Origin of the sequence: Bacillus sp. L_1B0_5, from assembly GCF_000836715.1 — a bacterium.
Taxonomy (GTDB): domain Bacteria; phylum Bacillota; class Bacilli; order Bacillales; family Bacillaceae_G; genus Bacillus_A; species Bacillus_A thuringiensis_S.
In genome coordinates, this window is record NZ_JXIS01000075.1 from 1 (window position 1) to 20,449 (window position 20,449).

A 20,449-nucleotide genomic window follows, 5' to 3' on the forward strand; every position below is an offset into this window, starting at 1 on the left:
CGACTTCCTTATGTTAACATCTTCGTTTTTCGATGTCAACTAAGTTTTTTAATTTCTTTTTTGTCGTTTTCTGCGTTTCCGCATCAGCGACGGTTATTAATATATCATGGTAAAAAATGAAATGCAACACCTTTTATAAACTTTTTTTAAAACTGCCCACATTTCTTTTTTAATATCATATACTTAAACGAAATATCTCTTTCATGTATGAGTAATTCCTACATATATTTTATATAAAGTTACTCTATCAAAAAACGTTTCTTTCTATAATAAACGTTTTATTCATATACCATATCATACAAGGAGGAATACATATGGACTATACCGATTTATTAATCAAACTAGGTCTCTCGGCTATTTTAGGATTTGCCATTGGTTTAGAACGCGAATTAAAACGGAAACCACTTGGTTTAAAAACGTGTTTAGTTATTTCTATTATTAGTTGCCTCCTAACGATTGTTTCTATTAAAGCAGCTTATAACTTACCACATACCGATCATATGAATATGGATCCACTTCGACTTGCCGCTCAAATTGTATCAGGAATTGGTTTTTTAGGTGCTGGCGTAATTTTAAGAAGAGGCAACGATAGCATTGCAGGGCTCACGACTGCCGCTATGATCTGGGGTGCTTCTGGTATTGGTATTGCCGTTGGAGCTGGTTTCTATATCGAGGCAATTTTCGGAATGTGTTTTCTTATGATTAGTGTCGAACTGATACCATTGACAATGAAGTTTGTAGGTCCTAGGTCATTTCGCCAACGTGATATTGCAGTGAAACTTGTTGTGCGAAATATGGACAATATCCCGGTTGTAATCGAAGAGATAAAAGAAATGGATATAAAAGTTAAAAATATGAAGCTTAAAACATTAGAAAACGGTTCTCACTATTTACATCTTAAACTGTCCATTGATCAAAAAAGACATACCGCTGATGTTTACTATGCTCTCCAACATCTTGAAAGTGTCCAACAAACTGAAGTGGAAAGTATGTAGCATAAAACAAACTCTCTTTAATTAGAGAGTTTTTCTTTTTTCTATAATGGTAACAATGAATGTAATCCTGCAAAACAAGGAGGAATTTACTATTGAAATCCCGTCCGAATTTAGTAGATACATTTCGTGATTCCATTATTTTTCGTTTAATTTGTTTTATTATTGTATTCACTGCTTTTTCTGGTTTTCTTATACATAGATTAGAACCCTCTCATTTCACTACATGGTTTGACGGAATTTGGTGGTCAATCGTTACCATTTTTACAGTTGGATATGGCGACTTTGCTCCCCATACAACGACAGGAAAACTAATAGGTATAAGTATTATTTTATTAGGAACTGGCTTTTGTTCTTATTATATGGTTCTATTCGCTACTGAGATGATCAGTAAACAATATATGAAAATTAAAGGTGAAGAAGCCGCTACCTCTAACGGTCATATGATTATCGTTGGCTGGAATGAGCGTGCAAAACATGTTGTAAAGCAAATGCATGTACTACAACCAAACCTTGATATCGTTTTAATTGATGAAACACTTTCTTTACTTCCAAAACCCTTTCATCATTTAGAATTTATAAAAGGTTGTCCGCATCACGATCAAACTTTATTAAAGGCTAATATTGAAACGGCACACACCATATTAATAACAGCGGATAAAGAAAAGAACGAAAGCTTAGCAGATACACAGTCCATTTTAAATATTTTAACTGCAAAAGGACTCAATCCAAGCATTCACTGCATCGCCGAACTACTTACTACTGAACAAATTCAAAATGCAACGAGAGCTGGCGCGTCAGAAATTATAGAAGGAAATAAATTAACGAGTTATGTATTTACCGCTTCTCTTTTATTCCCTTCTATTTCAGGTGTACTATTCTCACTTTACGATGAAATCTCTGATAATAAATTACAACTGATGGAGCTTTCTCCATCCTGCACCGGACAAACCTTTGCAAATTGTAGCTATACCCTTTTAAAACGAAACATTCTCTTACTAGGTATAAAGCGTGACGATCAATATATGATTAACCCAGTCCATACCTTCATTCTTATCGAAAGCGACATACTAATTGTTATTCACCATTAAGAAAATGTTTTTCTAGTTCCCGCATGAGCACTTTTCCAATATTGATATATTTTCTTTTCACATCTGCATCTGGATCTTTCGGTTCAGCAAATTGATCCATCCCACTCGTTCCCGCAGTTAAAGTATTCACATTATCATCTAGTTCGTCTTGATATACGTGCGAAAGAATATACGGCGTTTCAAGACGGACTACTACACCAGGAACATCTAGTTCACCATCTACTGCTGTAAACGGCACTCGTAAAAATTGATACCCATCTTCTTCATCGATTTTGTAATCGAAGCATCCTTTATCATAATCCCAATTACCACCAATACTATATCCAAGTGGTTTCATAACCTCTTCTAATTTATATAACGCATATGTACGTCCTTCTAAATTTGATTGAATCGGAATCAAGCCCATCCCTCCAAGACTTTTCCTTTAGCATACCCACTCTAGTTTGAATATACTGATGGACTTTTCGATAAAATAATAAAAAGCGACCGGATTCCGGTCGCTTTTTATTATTTTAAACGCTCTTCTAATTCTGCTTTTAATTCTTCAAATCCTGGTTTACCAAGTAAAGCAAACATGTTTTTCTTGTATGCTTCTACGCCAGGTTGATCAAATGGATTTACGCCTAATAAGTAGCCGCTCATCGCACATGCTTTTTCGAAGAAGTATACAAGGTAACCGAATGTATACTCATTTAATTCAGGAATATTTACGATTAAGTTTGGTAATCCGCCATCGCTATGTGCAAGTAATGTACCTTCGTATGCTTTTGTGTTTACGAAGTCTACAGTTTCACCAGCAAGGTAGTTTAATCCGTCTAAATCGTTGTCTTCTAATTCGATTGTTAGTTCATGTGTAGATTTACCTACTTTAAGAACTGTTTCAAATAAGTCACGACGACCTTCTTGAACGTATTGACCTAATGAGTGTAAGTCAGTTGAGAAGTTTGCTGAAGATGGGAAAATACCTTTTTGATCTTTTCCTTCACTTTCACCAAATAACTGTTTCCACCACTCAGCGAAGTATTGAAGTGCTGGCTCATAGTTAACAAGCATTTCAATTGTTTTTCCTTTATTGTATAAAGCGTTACGAACTACTGCATATTGGTAAGCTGGGTTTTCTTCTAGTTCTGATGTTCCGAAGTCATCATGACCAGCAGCTGCACCTTTCATCATCTCTTCAATATTCAAGCCACTTACTGCGATTGGTAATAAACCAACTGGCGTTAATACAGAGAAACGTCCTCCAACATCATCTGGAATAACGAATGTTTCGTAACCTTCGTTATCAGCTAATGTTTTTAATGCACCACGCGCTTTATCTGTAGTTGCATAAATACGTTTGCGAGCTTCTTCTTTTCCATACTTCTCTTCTAATAACTTACGGAAAATACGGAATGCTAGTGCTGGCTCTGTTGTTGTACCTGATTTGGAAATAACGTTAATAGAGAAGTCTTTACCTTCTAATACGTCCATTAAATCTTTCATGTAAGTGGAGCTAATGTTTTGTCCAACAAATAGCACTTGTGGAGTTTTACGTTGTTCTTTAGATAGCGTGTTGTAGAAAGAATGGCTTAACATTTCGATTGCTGCGCGTGCTCCTAGGTAAGAACCACCAATACCTACAACAAGTAAAATGTCAGAGTCATTTTTAATTTTTTCTGCGCATTTTTGAATGCGAGCGAATTCTTCTTTGTCATATTGAAGCGGAAGGTCTACCCACCCAAGGAAATCGTTCCCAGCTCCAGTTTTTTCGTGGATTGCGTGATGTGTTACTTTCACTGCATCACGTAAATAAGTGATTTCATGTTCACCGATGAAGGATAACGCTTTAGAATAGTCGAACGTTACATGTGTACTCATCTTTTTCCCTCCAATTATGGATATGTATTTCTGTATTCACTTTAGCGAAACTGAAGTTGTAAATCAAGCGATTCAAACATTGTAAACGTAACCAATATATAATTTTTAGAAAAAGTTCATTTTTTGCATAAAAATTCGCATTTTTCGGTATAGATGTATATACATCCTTTTTCGAACATTTTTTATGTATAAAAACAACATAACTACCCCATTCTATAAAAGAGTTAATTAACTCATCGCTTGCTCATGCTTCACAATTAAGGGGGGCTTTTTCATGAGTACTCTGCAACGTATCGCATTAGTCTTTACTGTAATTGGCGCTGTGAACTGGGGACTAATCGGATTTTTCCAGTTTGACTTAGTAGCAGCCATTTTCGGCGGACAAAATTCAGCTCTTGCACGTATTATTTACGGCATCGTTGGTATATCTGGGCTTATCAACCTTGGTTTACTGTTTAAACCATCTGAAAATCTTGGTACGCACCCAGAAACAAACGAAATTCGATAATCAGTATGTCCTTTCACCTCCGACATACGAATATGATTGCATGCAATCATATTTGCAAATATATATCATAAGATAAAGTAAAAGAGGAACGCTCATATGCGTTCCTCTTTTACTTTGTTAACTCGGACTCTTCAATCCATTCTGCCAACTTTTCTCGCAGCGTATTAAATCCGTTTTCAGATGGGTTCGGTATAAGAATCCTTCCTTGTTTTCTTTTCGCCGCTTTTAACGATAAACTCATTTTTCTGTGCTCTTCATCAATTGAAAGTACCTTTACTTCTACTGTATCGCCGACTTTTAAAAAGTCATGAATATCCTTTACATATCCATTTGTAATTTCAGATATATGCACAAGTCCTTGTGTTTCTGCATCTAACGCTACAAATGCACCGTAATCTTGAATTCCAGTCACTTTCCCTGTTACAACCACTCCTGTTGTATATTGTTCTGACATATGAAACACTCCCATACGTTTACCATTCTCTCTACAATTATAGAGAGCAAAGCAGATATATTTATTTTAAATATCCGATTGGTTAGTACGCATTCTAGATAATGATATCTAGAATGCGTATACCTTATATTAGTAAATTATACCACTATGACAGAACTCATTCAAAATTCATGAAAAATTTCCCTTAAAGAAGTATAATTCTCCAATATTGGGATAGACTACTAACACATGGCTTTCTAGTATTCCCCCCCTTTTATGGACAAAACGTATTACGTTTTGTCCTTTTTTTATTTTCTACAAACCGTTCCATTCTCTTCATTGCTCCCATAAGTTGTTCAAGCGACGTCGCATATGAACAACGAATAAATCCTTCACCACTTTCGCCAAATACGCTACCAGGAACAACGGCCACTTTTTCTTCCAGCAATAACTGTTCTGCAAATTCCGCTGAAGATAATCCGGTTGAGGATATAGAAGGAAACACATAAAATGCTCCGCCCGGCACATGACACGTTAAGCCCATTTCATTGAAAGATGTCGTCATGAAGTTACGACGCTTCTTATAGCTATCTCTCATTCGAATTACTTCATCGTTCCCTGCGCGTAACGCCTCAAGTGCTGCAAACTGAGACATCGTCGGTGCACACATCATTGAATACTGATGGATTTTGAGCATTAATTCTGAAAATTGAACAGGAGCTGCAATCATACCGAGGCGCCATCCTGTCATCGCAAATCCCTTTGAAAATCCTGAAATTAAAATCGTATGCTCACGCATATTTTTAATACTCGCAAAACTTGTATATACTTCGTCGTATACAAGTTCTGCATAAATTTCATCAGATAATACGATTAAATTGTACTTCTCAACAATCACTGCTATTTCTTCAAGCTCGGATTTATTTAGCATTGCACCTGTCGGGTTATTTGGTGAACAAAGCAAAATTGCCTTTGTTTTCGCTGTAATAGCTGCTTCAATTTGTTCTTGTTGTACTTTAAACTCGTTTTCTAAAGTAGTCGCCACAGGAACCGGAACTCCTCCAGCTAATGTCACAAGTGGTGCATAAGAAACGAAGCTCGGTTCAATAATGAGCACTTCATCATTAGGATTTATAATGGCGCGCATCGCTACATCTAACGCCTGGCTTGCTCCAACTGTAACAATGATTTCATCACTTGGATCATAAGATACTGCAAATTGTTTTTTTAGATACTTTGCTATTTCTTGACGGAGCTCCAATAATCCTGCATTTGCTGTATATGACGTATACCCTTGTTCCAAAGAACGAATACATGCTTGCCTTACATTCCAAGGTGTAACAAAATCTGGCTCTCCTACCCCGAGGGAGATAACACCTTTCATATTTGCTGCTAAATCGAAAAATTTTCGAATACCAGATGGTTTTAAAGATTCTGCTGATCTAGATAGTTCAAATTGCTTCATGGTGTCACCACAATTCGCTTATCATCATCGTCTTTTTCATAAATAACGCCCTCATGTTTATACTTCTTCAAAATGAAATGAGTAGTTGTAGAAACGACAGATTCAATTGTTGCTAATTTCTCAGAAACAAACATCGCTACTTCCCCCATCGTTTTCCCTTCTAATGTAATAGAAAGATCATATGTCCCTGACATTAAATAAACGGATTTCACTTCTGAATAACGATAAATTTGTTCAGCAACCGCATCAAACCCAACGCCATGCTTTGGCGTAACTTTCACATCGATCATCGCCGTTAAACCTGTATGTTCTTTCACCTTCGTCCAATCAATATGTGTTACATAATCCACAATAATCTTTTCATTTTCTAACCTCGCAACCATCTTCTTTACTTCTTCTACCTCTATATTTAACAGCTTCGCTAATGTATCTACAGATAATCGACTACTCTTTTCAAGACAAGCTAATAATTCTAATTCTTTTTCTGTCACCATATAAATCATCCTTCCTTTTCGTTTGTGTCTAAATTATACAAATACCCTTTCCAGTTTGAAAAGAAGATTTTTCTATTGAATTATGTCAAAATAAAGTGAAACTTTAATCAGCGAAATGCTTCACCCCGCTGATTATTAGTTGAACCAATCGGACTTTTACGGACAGTTGCTCTCCCACCTAACCTCTTTGCTTGAGCTGCTTTTTGAGGTGGGAGACTTACTGTCCGTTAATGCGGGGTAAAGTGAAACTTTAATCAGCGGAAAAATGCGTGATAAAGCGAAAGGGGATGGAACCGTGAAACCAAAAGTTTATATTGCTGAACCAGTTCCAACATTTGTAGAAAACTATTTATCAGAACACTGTGATTATGAAAAATGGGATCAAAATGAGAAAGTACCTCGTGATGTTCTATTAGAGAAAATACAAGATAAAGATGGGTTATTAAATTTCGGATCTGCTATTAATGAAGAATTACTGACAGTGGCTCCTAACTTAAAAGTAGTAAGCAACATTTCTGTCGGTTACGATAATTTTGATTTACAAGCGATGAAAAAGCGAAATGTTATCGGGACGAATACACCATACGTATTAGATGATACAGTAGCTGATCTCGTTTTCGCCCTTATGTTATCAGCTGGGCGCCGCGTTTGCGAACTTGATTCTTACGTGAAAAATGGTGAATGGAACGCTGAAATCGGAAAAGAACACTTCGGACTAGATGTACACCATAGCACAATTGGTATTATCGGTATGGGCCGAATTGGAGAAGCCGTTGCAAAACGAGCAAAATTCGGATTTGATATGAATGTTCTTTACTATAACCGCCGTCGTAAAGAAGAAGCTGAACAAAAATTCGATGCTACATATTGTGATTTACAGACGCTACTGAAGCAGTCTGACTTTATTGTTCTTCTTACTCCATTAACAGATGAAACATATCACCTTATCGGAGAAAAGGAATTTTCATTAATGAAAGAAACAGCAATCTTCATTAATGCTTCTCGCGGCAAAACAGTAGATGAAGAAGCGTTAATCCATGCTTTAACAGAAAAGAAAATCTTTGCAGCAGGTATCGATACATTTACACAAGAGCCAATTCAAAAAGATAATCCACTCTTATCATTACAAAATGTTGTGACTTTACCACACATCGGATCTGCAACATTAAAAACTAGGCAGCAAATGGCTATGACCGCCGCTGAAAATTTAGTTGCAGGATTACAAGGGAAAACACCGCCTAATATTGTTCGCAGGTAATACTGAATAAACGAAAGGCAAGATGACATCGTCATCTTGCCTTTTTTTGTTAACATATTTTCTTCTTCCTTGGAGATGATATGAACAAAAATCAATGGAGTGACAAAAAATGAATCACGAATATACTTGTCCTTATTTCACTTTTTCCACTCGCGGCACTACTATTCATTACGAATTGTATAAACACGATAACAAAACAGAACGTCCTACTTTCGTACTCGTTCACGGCTTTTTATCTTCCTCATTCAGTTACCGTCGTCTCATTCCCTTACTATCGAAAGCAGGAACAGTGATTGCTCTTGATTTACCACCGTTCGGAAAAAGTGATAAGTCTCATCTCTTTAAGTATTCTTATCACAATTTAGCAACGATTATTATTGATTTAATTGAACATTTATCTCTCTCAAACATTGTATTAGTTGGGCACTCTATGGGTGGGCAAATTTCCCTCTATGTAAACCGTATACGTCCTGAACTCATTTCAAAAACGATTTTACTATGCAGCTCTAGCTATTTAGCACGCGCAACCTTACCTTTACTATACTCTTCTTATTTACCGTTCTTTCATTTATACGTAAAGAACTGGATTATTAGACGCGGCATTGTTCATAACTTAATGAATGTCGTTCATGATCACTCATTAATTGACGATGAAATGAAAAAAGGTTACTCCGCTCCTTTTTATGACGACCGTATATTTCCCGCTTTAACTCGCATGATACGAGACCGTGAAGGTGACTTATCTTCAACTGAATTACAAAAAATTGAAACACCTACACTACTCATTTGGGGTGAAAAAGACCGCGTCGTCCCTGTACATGTAGGTCATCGTCTACACAAAGATTTACCGAATTCAAAATTTATTTCTTACGAAAATACAGGACATTTACTACCTGAAGAAAAGCCTGAACATGTTTATGAAGAAATTATCGCTTTTTCTGCGCAATAAAGTGAAACTTTAATCAGCCCCCACCTAACTTCTTTGCTTCCGCTGAATTTTGAGGTGGGGGGTCTTACTGCCCAGCAAATAGCGGGATAATATAAAAAAGGCTGTCGGAAATTCCGACAGCCTATAATGAACAGCTTCCGCCTTCTTTTATTACAAGTAATTCCACAGCTAATTTCTCACATTTTTCAAGCGCAGGTACTTCCTCAAAAGACATAAAGTATATATGTTGAATCTTCTTTGCGATGTATTTTGGATCGTCAAACACACTTATGACGTTCACAACATCGCTCGCTTCTGTTTCATAAAACTCCGGTCCCATTTGAAACGGATCCCAATTCTTCACAACCTCTATCATCTTTTCATATGTACCCATTCGCTTCCCGCCTTTTCACTTTTTAATACTTTTCTTTATCCTATCACATCAGCTATTCTATAAGAAGAGAGAGAACTTTCATAACTTAACGGTTTTACAGAATAAGGGGGCAAACGTATGCAACTATTTCATAAAACAGTAAATCGGCGTGGAACACATAGCACAAAATGGGATACTTATAAAAACGAAGAACTTCTCCACGCTTGGATTGCTGATATGGATTTTGAAGTACCAAAACCAATTCAAACTGCCTTAAAACAACGGATCGAACATCCGATTTTTGGCTATACACTTCCTCCCGAAAATATTGGGGATATTATTTGTAACTGGACAAAAAAACAATATAACTGGGACATTCAAAAAGAATGGATCGTTTTTAGTGCGGGGATCGTTCCAGCTCTTAGTACGAGCATACAGGCTTTCACAAAAGAAAACGAATCCGTTCTCGTACAACCACCTATTTATCCTCCATTTTTCGAAATGGTCACAACAAACAACAGGCAGTTATGCGTGAGTCCATTACAGAAACAAAATGATACATATGTGATAGACTTCGAGCATTTAGAAAAGCAGTTTCAGCAAGGCGTCAAACTCATGCTTCTTTGTAGCCCTCATAATCCAATCGGACGCGTTTGGACGAAAGAGGAACTTGCGCAGCTCGGATCGTTATGTACTAAATATGACGTTATCGTTGTCGCGGATGAAATTCATTCCGATATCATTTATGCAGACCATACACATACGCCGTTCGCTTCCTTATCTGAAGAATTAGCAGAGCGCACTATCACTTGTATGGCTCCAAGTAAAACATTTAATATCGCTGGATTACAAGCGTCGATTATTATCATTCCAAACGAAAAACTCCGTCACGCCTTTACAGCTATCCAATATAGACAAGGCTTCCACGGGTTAAATATCTTCGCCTACACAGCGATGCAAAGTGCTTATACAGAATGTAATGGTTGGCTAAAAGAAATTCGATTATATATAGAAGATAATGCTCAATTTGCTTGTGAATATATTAAAACTCACATACCTGCTCTTTCCGTAACGAAGCCAGAAGGTAGCTTTTTATTATGGATTGATTGTTCTCGTCTAAATCTTTCTCCAAACGAGCGTACCGCACTACTTGAGGAAAAAGGAAAAATCATCGTTGAACCTGGTGAGAAATACGGGTTAGGTGGCGAAGAACATATTCGAATTAACATCGGCTGTCCACGATCTGTTTTAGAAGAAATTTTGAACAGACTGCGTCATACGTTTTCATAATAATAGAGGAGTCTGTCATATTTTGTCGGTAAGTCGATATATTTCAATAATCGCTGATATATTTCAAGTTACGGTCGATATATTCTAATAATCGCCGATATAATTTGAGTTACATTCGATATATTCCAATAATCGCTGATATATTTTCACTTATACTACACAAAAAAAGCTACCAGCACGGTAGCTTTTACTTTTTCTTCATATCCGCTGCTTTTTTTACAATTACACCACAAGCAATTCGATCGCCTGATTTACCTGTCGGTTGTGTCATACCATCATCAGGGTTTTCTGTAATAATAATAGACGCTCCATCTTTTCTATGAATCGTCGTTTTTCCTTCTTCAAGTGTGATGTGAGGTGCATCGATTTCCGCTTTAATCTTTCCAGAACCATCTGCAACTACGTTCGGTAAATCACCGTTTTCTGCACCCTTCGGATTAAGAAGACCATGTTTTTTATCATCAGGATTAAAATGATTCCCGGATGATTCAAAACGAGGTGCCTTACACTCTCCGATTTCATGTACATGTAGTCCGTGTGGTCCTGGCGTGAAACCTTCTCCTTTAATCGTAATTTTCACGCCACTTGTTTGCTGCACTACTTTCGCAGTCCCTACTTCATCTCCTGAAGCATTATGTAATTTCACTTCAATTTCTTTCGGCTTTCCTTGGTCACAACCTGCCATCAGAAATAATAAACAACAACTGAAAAAAAGCCGTTTCTTCATTCCATTCCCTCCAAAATATATTCTGCCCTTAGATTGTCCGAGCATAGAGGGAAACATACAAAAATGAGTTACTGTTTCTTTTCCGCTAAAAGTTTTTCTTCAACTTTCTGTAATCGCTCCGCTTCGCGTTTTGATACACGAATGAACATACGCCACGTAGCAACGGCACCAATGATAAATAGCACGCAAACAATCCCTGGAATAATATATTCTGTTTTATCTTCCGGAAAATATAAAGGCATCATATAGAACACTCCTTATTATAGGATTTATAAAACATCAGAATTTTCTGTTATATCACTTTAAATTATAGTGGAACCTATCCATATTCTCAAGGGGGCGTTCCGAAAGCGAATGATTTCTTTGACTCCTTCTCCTACTTTCCTTACTATAAACTTGAGGTGAAAAATATGAGAGAAACATTTGAAATTGGTGAAATCGTTACTGGTATTTATAAAACAGGAAAATACATCGGCGAAATTACAAATCGCCGTCCTGGTAGTTATGTCGTAAAAGTATTAGCTGTTTTAAAACATCCGGTGCAAGGTGACTTACATAACGTAAAACAAGCTGACGTACCATTTTTCCATGAAAGACGTGCTTTAGCTTTTCGTGAGCAAACGAACATTCCAGAGCAAATGGTAAAGAAATATGAAGGAGAAATTCCGGATTATACCGAGTCACTAAAATTAGCATTAGAAACTCAAATGAATTCATTTTCTGAAGATGATTCACCTTTTGCAGAGCGTAGTCTAGAAACATTAGAACAGTTAAAGAAAGACTACAAACTGTAAAAAACAAAACGACCAAATTACATAATGTGCAATTTGGTCGTTACTGTGTGCTCACTTTCTTTAACACTTTTGAAAAATCAACGAGTTCTCCTAATGTTGGAGGTGCTGGTTTTACTAAATACTCTTTATCTTTTTCTACTAGTTTAAAAATATTGTACGTCGTCATCGCATCATCAAGCGCACAATGATGCTTCCCTGTCCCTACTTTTCCGTACGCCTCAATTGCTTTCCATAATCCTGTTTGATTTCTTTCTCCAAAAAACTTTTTATACTCAAGCGATAAATCACGACACTGTCCGAAGAATGGAAAAGCTATCCCTGCCATTTCACAATTATGCTTCAGCACTTTCATATCCATATTTCCCCACGTTACAATTGTCGGTTTACATTTCGTTTCGTATTCTGCAAGCTTCTTAACGAGTTCAGGAAATGAAATCCCTTTATCCACGACTTCTTGTTTTATTCCTAAAAACTTCTTACATCGATCCGTTAAAGAGGGAAATGTTTTCGGCCTGACATGTGATGAATACGTATCTTCCACCTTACAGCCAGCAACTGAAACGAGTCCTACCTCAATAATTTCCGGAAAAAATCCTTTCGGTTTCTTTCTATGCTGGGGCATCGTAAACTCAAAGTCTAAAAATAAAAATCGTTGTTCATCCATACGATCCCTTCCTTATCATTTTTGTCATTCCTTTCTATTTGACACTCCTACACGAACAAGCTCGAATGCTAATTCCATTTTAAATATTCAGATTGGATGTATCTTATATATATGTCAAATGCCCACAAATATTTTAAAAAATAAGAAAAAATGACCTATGCAGAAAATATGACAAAATCCCTCCTTTCATTTACATCCGCAGTTTTTCTACTTTATAATGACGTTATGTGTGTTTCATCTAGTTAATATTTGACACACTAAGAAAAACGAATGAAAGGAGATGAGATTTTTGCACGAAACAACGCAAGAACTCGCTAACTGGCAGTATTATTTTGCTATCGCAGTCTTTTTAATTACATATGCCATTATTATTTCTGAAAAAATTAATCGCGCTGTCATCGCACTTCTTGGTGCAGCATTCATGGTAATTGTGGGGGTCGTCGATTTACATAACGCCTTTACGAAACATATTGAATGGGGAACGATTACGCTACTCATCGGTATGATGATTTTGGTGAACATTACGAGTAAATCAGGTGTTTTCCAATACGTTGCCATTAAAGCAGCAAAAGGGGCACAAGGAAATCCAATTAAAATTTTAATTTCCCTTTCCCTACTTACCGCGCTTGGCTCCGCATTTTTAGATAACGTTACAACTGTACTTCTTGTTGTTCCAGTTACTTTATCTATTACGCGCATACTGCAAGTAAATCCTGTTCCATATTTACTTTCTGAAATTATTTTTTCAAACATTGGGGGAACAGCAACATTAATTGGTGATCCACCTAACATTATGATTGGTTCTGCCAATAAGCATTTAGACTTCAATGCTTTCCTATTGAATCTAGCACCAATCGTAATTATTATTATTGGAGTTACAGCAACAATACTTTACTTCATGTACCGTAAACAATTAATTGCCGATCCTGTACAAGTTAAAAAATTAATGAGCTTAGATGAAAAACAATACATTAAAGATCCAGTATTAATGAAAAAATCTTTAACAGTGCTTGGACTTACGATTGTAGGTTTCATGACTCATTCTATTTTCCATATTGATGCGGCTATCATTGCCTTAACTGGTGCTACTGTACTTATGTTAATTGGTGTGAAAGAGCATGAAATTGAAGAAGTATTTGCAAGCGTAGAGTGGGTAACAATTTTCTTCTTCGCAGGGCTATTCGTACTTGTTGGAGGACTTATCGATATTGGTCTTATCAAAATGTTAGCTCAAAAAGTAATTGGTATAACAGGCGGAGATATTTCTTACGCATCCATCCTTATTTTATGGGTATCTGGTATCGCCTCTGCAACAATTGATAACATCCCATTCGTCGCAACAATGATTCCACTTATTAACGATATGGCAGTTGGGCTAGGCTTATCACCATCTGATGCACAAATCGATGTATTATGGTGGGCATTAGCATTAGGTGCTTGTCTCGGCGGAAACGGAACATTAATCGGAGCTTCTGCTAACGTAATCGTTGCAGGTATCGCGAGCCGCGAAGGACATAAATTTAGTTACATGGAATTCCTAAAAGTCGGTTTCCCAATTATGATCGTTTCATTAATCATTTCTCACATTTATATTTACTTACGCTACCTTATGTAATAGAAAAAGCGCTCTGATAATCAGGGCGCTTTTTTTACTTATATCTAAAATATATCGACTTATCAACAAAAACGAAAAATCTACTCTTTATATCTCACCGGTTCATTTCGAATAATAAATAAATGAATCGGTAAAAAAACCGAAAATGTGATTACATGAATAATCGTAAATAATATAGAGTTCGTTCCATATCTGTCTAAAATAGCGTAGATAAGATAAATGGACAATACAATCGATACAGCTGTTGCTAGTAAACTTATAATTGGTACGAAATTAAAAATGAAACATGCAACATATATACCGAATACTTTCCACCCTGCTTCTTCTTTCAAAAAATCTGGTAATTTATCTTTCGCTAAGTCACCCCACGTCTTACTATTCAAAAACGGAATAAACGCAAGCACCCCGTCCGTTGCACCATCATTTTTCGCCATCGAATAAAGTGCAAAAGCCGTTAACAAATATGAAATAATTGCCCAAATCAATATAACAAGAATAAACGCAAAACTAAGAGCAAAGAAACCTGCTAGTACGCCTTGATCCTCCATCTTATCCTCTCCTCTCTACTTTCAACATATTTCATTACATTGCAAGTTATGTTTTAAAATTTATCCAAACTCTTTGTATAATAAGAGAAGAAAGAAAATAAGAGAGGAGAAACACTTATGCATCCATTTGTAAAAGCATTACAAGAGCATTTTACAGCTCATCAAAATCCTGAAAAAGCAGAACCTATGGCTCGTTATATGAAAAATCACTTCCCATTTCTAGGTATTCAAACACCGGAAAGACGCCAATTATTAAAAGACGTCATTCAAATACATACTCTCCCAGATAAAAAAGACTTCCAAATTATCGTACGTGAGCTTTGGGACTTACCAGAACGTGAATTCCAAGCGGCCGCACTTGATATTATGCAAAAATATAAAAAGCATATAAACGAAACTCATATCCCCTTCTTAGAAGAACTTATTGTCACAAAATCTTGGTGGGACTCTGTCGATAGCATCGTCCCTACATTCTTAGGTACTATCTTTTTAAAACACCCAGAATTGATTTCTGCGTATATTCCAAAATGGATTGCATCAGATAACATATGGTTACAACGCGCCGCTATTTTATTCCAACTGAAATATAAACAAAAGATGGATGAAGAACTTCTTTTCTGGATTATTGGACAACTACATTCTTCAAAAGAATTTTTCATTCAAAAAGCGATTGGCTGGATCCTTCGTGAATATGCAAAAACAAATCCGGATGTAGTTTGGGAATACGTGCAAAACAACGAGCTCGCTCCATTAAGTAAGCGTGAAGCAATTAAGCATATTAAAGAAAATTACGGAATAAATAATGAAAAAATAGGCGAGACTCTATCATAGATAGACGCGTTCCTCTATTGAGATTTAAAAAAGAACGTGTTAGAATATGTTCATTATTACTAATATAAGTAGCGATGACGGACTTATAAGTACTTGCATAAAAAGCGATTCAGGGATAGTGAAAGCCTGAAGCCGCAAGGAAACGGCAGTCCCGAGCAATACATGATAAAGTGGATGCACCTTTTGTGTATCAACTAGGGTGGAACCGCGGGCAAACGCTCGTCCCTAGGCAAATAAGCCTTGGGATGAGCGTTTTTTTATGTTCTTTTTAGCATATACTGCTCGTTCCCAAAGTACCAGAGTATGTCATCGCCAATACGTTAACTTGCAAAAGGAGGATTTTCTTATGTATTCAATGGAACAAGTTGTAAACTTAGCGAAACATCGCGGTTTTGTTTTCCCTGGTTCTGAAATTTACGGTGGTCTTGCAAACACTTGGGATTACGGTCCACTTGGAATCGAATTAAAAAATAACGTTAAAAAAGCTTGGTGGAAAAAATTCATTCAAGAATCTCCATACAACGTTGGTTTAGACGCAGCTATTTTAATGAACCCTAAAACTTGGATCGCTTCTGGTCACGTTGGTAACTTCAACGATCCAATGATCGACTGTAAAAAATGTAAAGCTCGTCACCGTGCTGACAAATTAATTGAGGATGCTTTAGATGCAAAAGGCATCGAAATGGTTGTTGACGGTCTTACTTTCGACCAAATGGCTGACTTAATGAAAGAACATGAAGTAAAATGTCCTGATTGCGGTAGTGAAGAATTCACTGAAATTCGTCAGTTCAACTTAATGTTCAAAACATTCCAAGGTGTTACAGAGTCTAGCACAAACGAAATCTTCCTTCGTCCTGAAACAGCACAAGGTATTTTCGTAAACTTCAAAAACGTTCAACGCTCTATGCGTAAAAAGCTTCCATTTGGTATTGGCCAAATCGGTAAGAGTTTCCGTAACGAAATCACGCCTGGTAACTTCACATTCCGTACACGTGAATTCGAACAAATGGAACTTGAATTCTTCTGTAAGCCTGGTGAAGATTTAGAGTGGTTCGCATTCTGGCGTGAAACTTGTAAAAACTGGTTACTTTCACTTGGTATGACTGAAGAGAGCATGCGTCTTCGTGACCACGGTGAAGAAGAGTTATCTCACTACAGTAATGCAACAACTGACATCGAATTCAAATTCCCATTCGGTTGGGGCGAACTTTGGGGCGTTGCATCTCGTACAGACTTCGACTTAAAACGTCACATGGAACACTCAAACGAAGACTTTAACTATATCGATCCACAAACGAATGAGCGTTACGTACCATACTGCATCGAGCCATCTTTAGGCGCAGACCGCGTAACATTAGCATTCTTATGTGATGCATATGAAGAAGAGCAATTAGAAAACGATTCTCGTACAGTTCTTCGTTTCCACCCTGCTTTAGCACCATACAAAGCAGCTATCTTACCATTATCTAAAAAGCTATCTGAAGGTGCTACTGAAGTATTCGCAGAATTAGCTAAAGACTTCATGGTAGACTTTGATGAAACTGGTTCTATCGGTAAACGTTACCGTCGTCAAGACGAAATCGGTACACCATTCTGTATCACATACGACTTCGACTCAGTTGAAGACAAAGCTGTTACAGTACGTGACCGTGACACAATGGAACAAGTTCGTATGCCAATTAGCGAACTAAAAGGTTTCTTAGAGAAGAAAATCCAGTTCTAATTATAAAAAAAGAGGCTGCTCATAAGAGCGCCTCTTTTTTACTTTTCACGTTTTTCTTTAATTGCTACTGTACATCTTGATATACATAGTAAATCATCATTTTCATCAATAATGCGAATATCCCAAACCATTGTCGATTGTCCTCTATGTATTGGTGTTCCAATCGCTGTTACAATTCCATCTTTCTTTGATCGAATGTGGTTTGCATTAATTTCTAATCCGAAACAAATACATTTTTCTTGATCAATTAAATTGTATGAACCAACACTTGCCACTGTTTCCGCTAATGCAACCGATGCACCGCCATGTAAAAATCCAAATGGCTGATGCGTACGCTCATCAACAGGCATCGTAGCAACCACCTTATCTTCTGTCATCTCTAACAACTCAATTCCAAGTGAATCCATTAAAGTTTTTGCCATATCGCTTCCTCCTTCTCTTGTTTTAATTAAATGTATAATTTTACCTATTTATTTTCAAACTACTTATAACACTTATATAAGGAGGCTTCACCTAAATGAAACAGAAATTTTGTATATTACTGCTTATGTTCTCCTTGCTGACTATTGTACCAAATTGTGCAATAACAGCCAAAGCATCTAACCTGACAATCGATGTTAAGACTGTAACGCAAAAAGGTAAGAAACCTTATATAGAATATCAAATAAATAGGCCTTCTTTTCACAACTTTTCTGACTCTACATTTCAAAATAAGCTCAATTTATACTACAAAAAATCCACTGACAAATTTAAAAACAAATTAGAAAAAGAAGCAAAAAAATATTATAAAGAAACAGAAGGATCTAGTACACCATTTCATCCGTACGTAGCTAATGTTGATTATAAAATCTCTTTAAACAAACCACCTTTTCTTAGCCTATATGTGAATTACTATCAATATACTGGCGGAGCACACGGTCTTTATGCGTGGAAGGCAAATACATTTGATTTAAACGAAAAAAAGCTACTGCACTTAGACGATTTATTTCAACAAAAAGATAAATATAAAGATGTAATCCGTGCAGAGATTGTAAGACAAATTAAACAAAATGAAAGTATTTATTTTCCTGATGCGACTGAAAAGGTAATGAGTATGAAAAAGTTTCACTTCTTTTTAGAGCCAGACAATCTCGTCATTTATTTCCCTTTATATGAGATTGCTCCGTATTCAAGTGGAATTCCGCAATTCCGTATTCCATATACATTACTAAGGGACTATTTAAAGCCTTCTTATCAAAATATTTTGATTGACAACAAGTAAATATTTTCGCTACGATAATGTTAACCTAAAAACAACAGGAGGTTAACATTATGAGGAGATTACATGTTTTAGATTTAGCATTAGCTGCCATGTTCGTTGCTCTTATGGCCATCGGTGCAAATATTGTATCTTGGGCACCATTCCTTCAAGTAGCGGGCATCCCATTATCTATGCAACCATTTTTCGCAATTTTAGCAGGTCTTCTTCTTGGAAGTAGACTTGGTGCTTTATCCATGGCTGTTTATATGCTCGTTGGCGTAGCAGGCGCACCAATCTTCGCTAACTTCAAAGCTGGATTTGGAGCACTTTTAGATCCTACTGGTGGTTTTATTATCGCATTTATTATCGTTGCTTACGTATCAGGAAAATTAGTAGAACAAAAAGAAAGACCAACATTCATTACATTTGCAATTGCCTCTTTCACAGGAATTATTTTAACTTATATAATCGGTACTACTTACATGTACGGGGCAGTCAATCTCTTTATGGGCGGTAATATGAGTTATAAAGCTGCTTGGATGATTATGATGTGGTTCGCAGTAAAAGATATTGCATTTACAATTATCGGTGCTATTATCGCACCTCGCATATACTATGCTGTGCGTCGTTCTGCTTATCAGCATTCTCATTCGACGATTTCATAATAAAAAAAAGAGTTATTGCAGCTTGCTGCAATAACTCTTTTTTTTATATTAAGACTCTTGATTCGATTGTTCTTCTAAAATTTTCTTCATCATTGCAACCATGTCATCACGTAATTCTGGGTGTTGCAGGGCCATTTCAATTGTCGTTTGAACAAATCCTAGCTTTTCACCTACGTCGTAGCGCTTTCCTTCGAAATCGTAAGCAAATACACGTTGAATTTCATTTAAGCTTTGGATTGCATCTGTTAACTGAATTTCACCGCCAGCACCGACATGTTGCTGTTCTAAGAACATAAAGATTTCAGGCGTTAAAATGTAACGGCCCATAATCGCTAAGTTTGAAGGTGCTGTACCTTGTGCTGGTTTCTCAACGAAATTGCGAACTTGGTAACGACGACCTTCTTGTTCTAATGGATCGATAATTCCGTAACGGTGTGTTTCTGTTTCTGGAACAGTTTGTACACCAATAACAGAAGAAAGTGTTTTTTCATACTCATCCATTAATTGACGTAAACATGGTTTCTCAGCTTGGACAATGTCATCACCTAGTAACACTGCAAACGGCTCATCACCAATGAATTTACGTGCGCACCAAACAGCATGCCCTAGCCCCTTCGGCTCTTTTTGACGGATATAATGAATATCTACCATTTTTGAAGAAGCTTGTACTTTTTCAAGCAACTCATATTTTTTCTTCTCTAATAAGTTTTGCTCTAGTTCAAATGCGTTATCGAAATGATCTTCGATAGAACGCTTCGTTTTACCAGTAACGATAATAATATCTTCGATGCCCGATTTCACTGCTTCTTCTACAATGTACTGGATCGTTGGTTTATCTACTATTGGTAACATTTCTTTCGGCATTGCTTTCGTTGCTGGTAAAAAACGTGTTCCTAATCCAGCTGCTGGGATTATCGCTTTTCTTACTTTTTTCATCACAAAATACCCTC

24 protein-coding genes are annotated in these 20,449 nt (G+C 36.7%); 12 read left to right on the forward strand and 12 right to left on the reverse strand.

What is annotated here, in order from left to right; all coding sequences use genetic code 11:
- The first annotated feature begins 314 nt into the window (after window positions 1-314).
- Entirely contained in the window at window positions 315-995 is a 681-nt protein-coding gene (locus tag RT27_RS22120) for an MgtC/SapB family protein (RefSeq protein WP_043937535.1), read from the forward strand.
- A gap of 92 nt (window positions 996-1,087) precedes the next feature.
- Complete coding sequence (locus tag RT27_RS22125) at window positions 1,088-2,083, forward strand: potassium channel protein (protein ID WP_043937537.1); 996 nt, start codon at window positions 1,088-1,090, stop codon at window positions 2,081-2,083.
- Here the strand turns inward: RT27_RS22125 and RT27_RS22130 are convergent.
- On the reverse strand, window positions 2,070-2,483 hold the full coding sequence (locus RT27_RS22130; protein ID WP_016079894.1) for a YugN-like family protein: 414 nt from the start codon (window positions 2,481-2,483) through the stop codon (window positions 2,070-2,072). The two genes, RT27_RS22125 and RT27_RS22130, sit on opposite strands and share 14 nt — an antisense overlap.
- 107 nt (window positions 2,484-2,590) lie before the next feature.
- The gene (locus RT27_RS22135; protein WP_043937539.1) at window positions 2,591-3,943 is read right to left on the reverse strand and encodes a glucose-6-phosphate isomerase; all 1,353 of its coding nucleotides are present in this window, start codon (window positions 3,941-3,943) and stop codon (window positions 2,591-2,593) included.
- Window positions 3,944-4,217: 274 nt separating this feature from the next.
- Here RT27_RS22135 and RT27_RS22140 point away from each other — a divergent pair, with 274 nt between their 5' ends.
- A complete protein-coding gene (locus RT27_RS22140) occupies window positions 4,218-4,451 on the forward strand; it encodes a DUF378 domain-containing protein (protein ID WP_000105788.1) in 234 nt (77 codons plus the stop codon).
- 109 nt (window positions 4,452-4,560) lie between these two features.
- On the opposite strand, the gene yugI is transcribed toward RT27_RS22140, so the two are convergent.
- The 3 genes from yugI to RT27_RS22155 all read right to left on the reverse strand — a co-directional run bounded on the left by yugI (window position 4,561) and on the right by RT27_RS22155 (window position 6,843).
- Window positions 4,561-4,905 (reverse strand): S1 domain-containing post-transcriptional regulator GSP13, encoded by a 345-nt coding sequence (yugI, locus tag RT27_RS22145; protein WP_000003764.1) that lies wholly within the window; start codon window positions 4,903-4,905, stop codon window positions 4,561-4,563.
- Between the two features lie 253 nt (window positions 4,906-5,158).
- A complete protein-coding gene (locus RT27_RS22150; protein WP_043937541.1) occupies window positions 5,159-6,349 on the reverse strand; it encodes an aminotransferase in 1,191 nt (396 codons plus the stop codon).
- Window positions 6,346-6,843 carry an Lrp/AsnC family transcriptional regulator gene (locus tag RT27_RS22155; RefSeq protein ID WP_000255696.1) on the reverse strand — a complete coding sequence of 166 codons (498 nt, stop codon included), beginning with the start codon at window positions 6,841-6,843 and terminating at the stop codon, window positions 6,346-6,348. Before RT27_RS22155 ends, RT27_RS22150 begins: the two co-directional genes overlap by 4 nt.
- Window positions 6,844-7,108: 265 nt before the next feature.
- Here RT27_RS22155 and RT27_RS22160 point away from each other — a divergent pair, with 265 nt between their 5' ends.
- On the forward strand, window positions 7,109-8,101 hold the full coding sequence (locus RT27_RS22160; RefSeq protein WP_043937543.1) for a D-glycerate dehydrogenase: 993 nt from the start codon (window positions 7,109-7,111) through the stop codon (window positions 8,099-8,101).
- A 109-nt stretch (window positions 8,102-8,210) separates the two neighbouring features.
- The gene (locus RT27_RS22165) at window positions 8,211-9,050 is read left to right on the forward strand and encodes an alpha/beta hydrolase (protein WP_043937544.1); all 840 of its coding nucleotides are present in this window, start codon (window positions 8,211-8,213) and stop codon (window positions 9,048-9,050) included.
- Window positions 9,051-9,171: 121 nt separating this feature from the next.
- On the opposite strand, the gene RT27_RS22170 is transcribed toward RT27_RS22165, so the two are convergent.
- A complete protein-coding gene (locus RT27_RS22170; RefSeq protein WP_000537641.1) occupies window positions 9,172-9,423 on the reverse strand; it encodes a YugE family protein in 252 nt (83 codons plus the stop codon).
- Between the two features lie 117 nt (window positions 9,424-9,540).
- Between RT27_RS22170 and RT27_RS22175 the strand changes: the two genes are divergently transcribed.
- Entirely contained in the window at window positions 9,541-10,692 is a 1,152-nt protein-coding gene (locus RT27_RS22175; protein WP_043937546.1) for a MalY/PatB family protein, read from the forward strand.
- A 187-nt stretch (window positions 10,693-10,879) separates the two neighbouring features.
- Here RT27_RS22175 and sodC read toward each other — a convergent pair whose 3' ends face one another.
- A complete protein-coding gene (sodC, locus tag RT27_RS22180) occupies window positions 10,880-11,419 on the reverse strand; it encodes a superoxide dismutase [Cu-Zn] (RefSeq protein ID WP_023523265.1) in 540 nt (179 codons plus the stop codon).
- A gap of 68 nt (window positions 11,420-11,487) precedes the next feature.
- A complete protein-coding gene (locus tag RT27_RS35325) occupies window positions 11,488-11,664 on the reverse strand; it encodes a hypothetical protein (protein WP_000982763.1) in 177 nt (58 codons plus the stop codon).
- 165 nt (window positions 11,665-11,829) lie between these two features.
- Here RT27_RS35325 and RT27_RS22185 point away from each other — a divergent pair, with 165 nt between their 5' ends.
- Entirely contained in the window at window positions 11,830-12,213 is a 384-nt protein-coding gene (locus tag RT27_RS22185) for a kinase-associated lipoprotein B (protein ID WP_029443500.1), read from the forward strand.
- A 40-nt stretch (window positions 12,214-12,253) separates the two neighbouring features.
- Here RT27_RS22185 and kapD read toward each other — a convergent pair whose 3' ends face one another.
- Window positions 12,254-12,877: a 3'-5' exonuclease KapD gene (gene kapD / locus RT27_RS22190; protein ID WP_000344356.1), complete on the reverse strand. Its 624-nt coding sequence runs from the start codon at window positions 12,875-12,877 to the stop codon at window positions 12,254-12,256.
- Window positions 12,878-13,166: 289 nt separating this feature from the next.
- On the opposite strand from kapD, the gene RT27_RS22195 reads away from it, so the two are divergent.
- Complete coding sequence (locus RT27_RS22195; protein WP_000545210.1) at window positions 13,167-14,492, forward strand: ArsB/NhaD family transporter; 1,326 nt, start codon at window positions 13,167-13,169, stop codon at window positions 14,490-14,492.
- A gap of 80 nt (window positions 14,493-14,572) precedes the next feature.
- Here the strand turns inward: RT27_RS22195 and RT27_RS22200 are convergent, their stop codons facing one another.
- A complete protein-coding gene (locus tag RT27_RS22200; RefSeq protein ID WP_000390061.1) occupies window positions 14,573-15,040 on the reverse strand; it encodes a hypothetical protein in 468 nt (155 codons plus the stop codon).
- A 117-nt stretch (window positions 15,041-15,157) separates the two neighbouring features.
- On the opposite strand from RT27_RS22200, the gene RT27_RS22205 reads away from it, so the two are divergent.
- Window positions 15,158-15,871 (forward strand): DNA alkylation repair protein, encoded by a 714-nt coding sequence (locus RT27_RS22205; RefSeq protein ID WP_029443501.1) that lies wholly within the window; start codon window positions 15,158-15,160, stop codon window positions 15,869-15,871.
- Window positions 15,872-16,217: 346 nt separating this feature from the next.
- Window positions 16,218-17,594 carry a glycine--tRNA ligase gene (locus tag RT27_RS22210; RefSeq protein ID WP_000287154.1) on the forward strand — a complete coding sequence of 459 codons (1,377 nt, stop codon included), beginning with the start codon at window positions 16,218-16,220 and terminating at the stop codon, window positions 17,592-17,594.
- A gap of 38 nt (window positions 17,595-17,632) precedes the next feature.
- Here RT27_RS22210 and RT27_RS22215 read toward each other — a convergent pair whose 3' ends face one another.
- Entirely contained in the window at window positions 17,633-18,016 is a 384-nt protein-coding gene (locus RT27_RS22215) for a hotdog fold thioesterase (protein ID WP_016079885.1), read from the reverse strand.
- A 95-nt stretch (window positions 18,017-18,111) separates the two neighbouring features.
- On the opposite strand from RT27_RS22215, the gene RT27_RS22220 reads away from it, so the two are divergent.
- A complete protein-coding gene (locus RT27_RS22220) occupies window positions 18,112-18,855 on the forward strand; it encodes a DUF3298 and DUF4163 domain-containing protein (protein WP_016079884.1) in 744 nt (247 codons plus the stop codon).
- Between the two features lie 50 nt (window positions 18,856-18,905).
- Window positions 18,906-19,499: a biotin transporter BioY gene (locus RT27_RS22225; protein ID WP_029443502.1), complete on the forward strand. Its 594-nt coding sequence runs from the start codon at window positions 18,906-18,908 to the stop codon at window positions 19,497-19,499.
- A 48-nt stretch (window positions 19,500-19,547) separates the two neighbouring features.
- On the opposite strand, the gene galU is transcribed toward RT27_RS22225, so the two are convergent.
- A complete protein-coding gene (galU, locus tag RT27_RS22230) occupies window positions 19,548-20,435 on the reverse strand; it encodes a UTP--glucose-1-phosphate uridylyltransferase GalU (RefSeq protein ID WP_016079882.1) in 888 nt (295 codons plus the stop codon).
- Window positions 20,436-20,449: the final 14 nt, after the last annotated feature.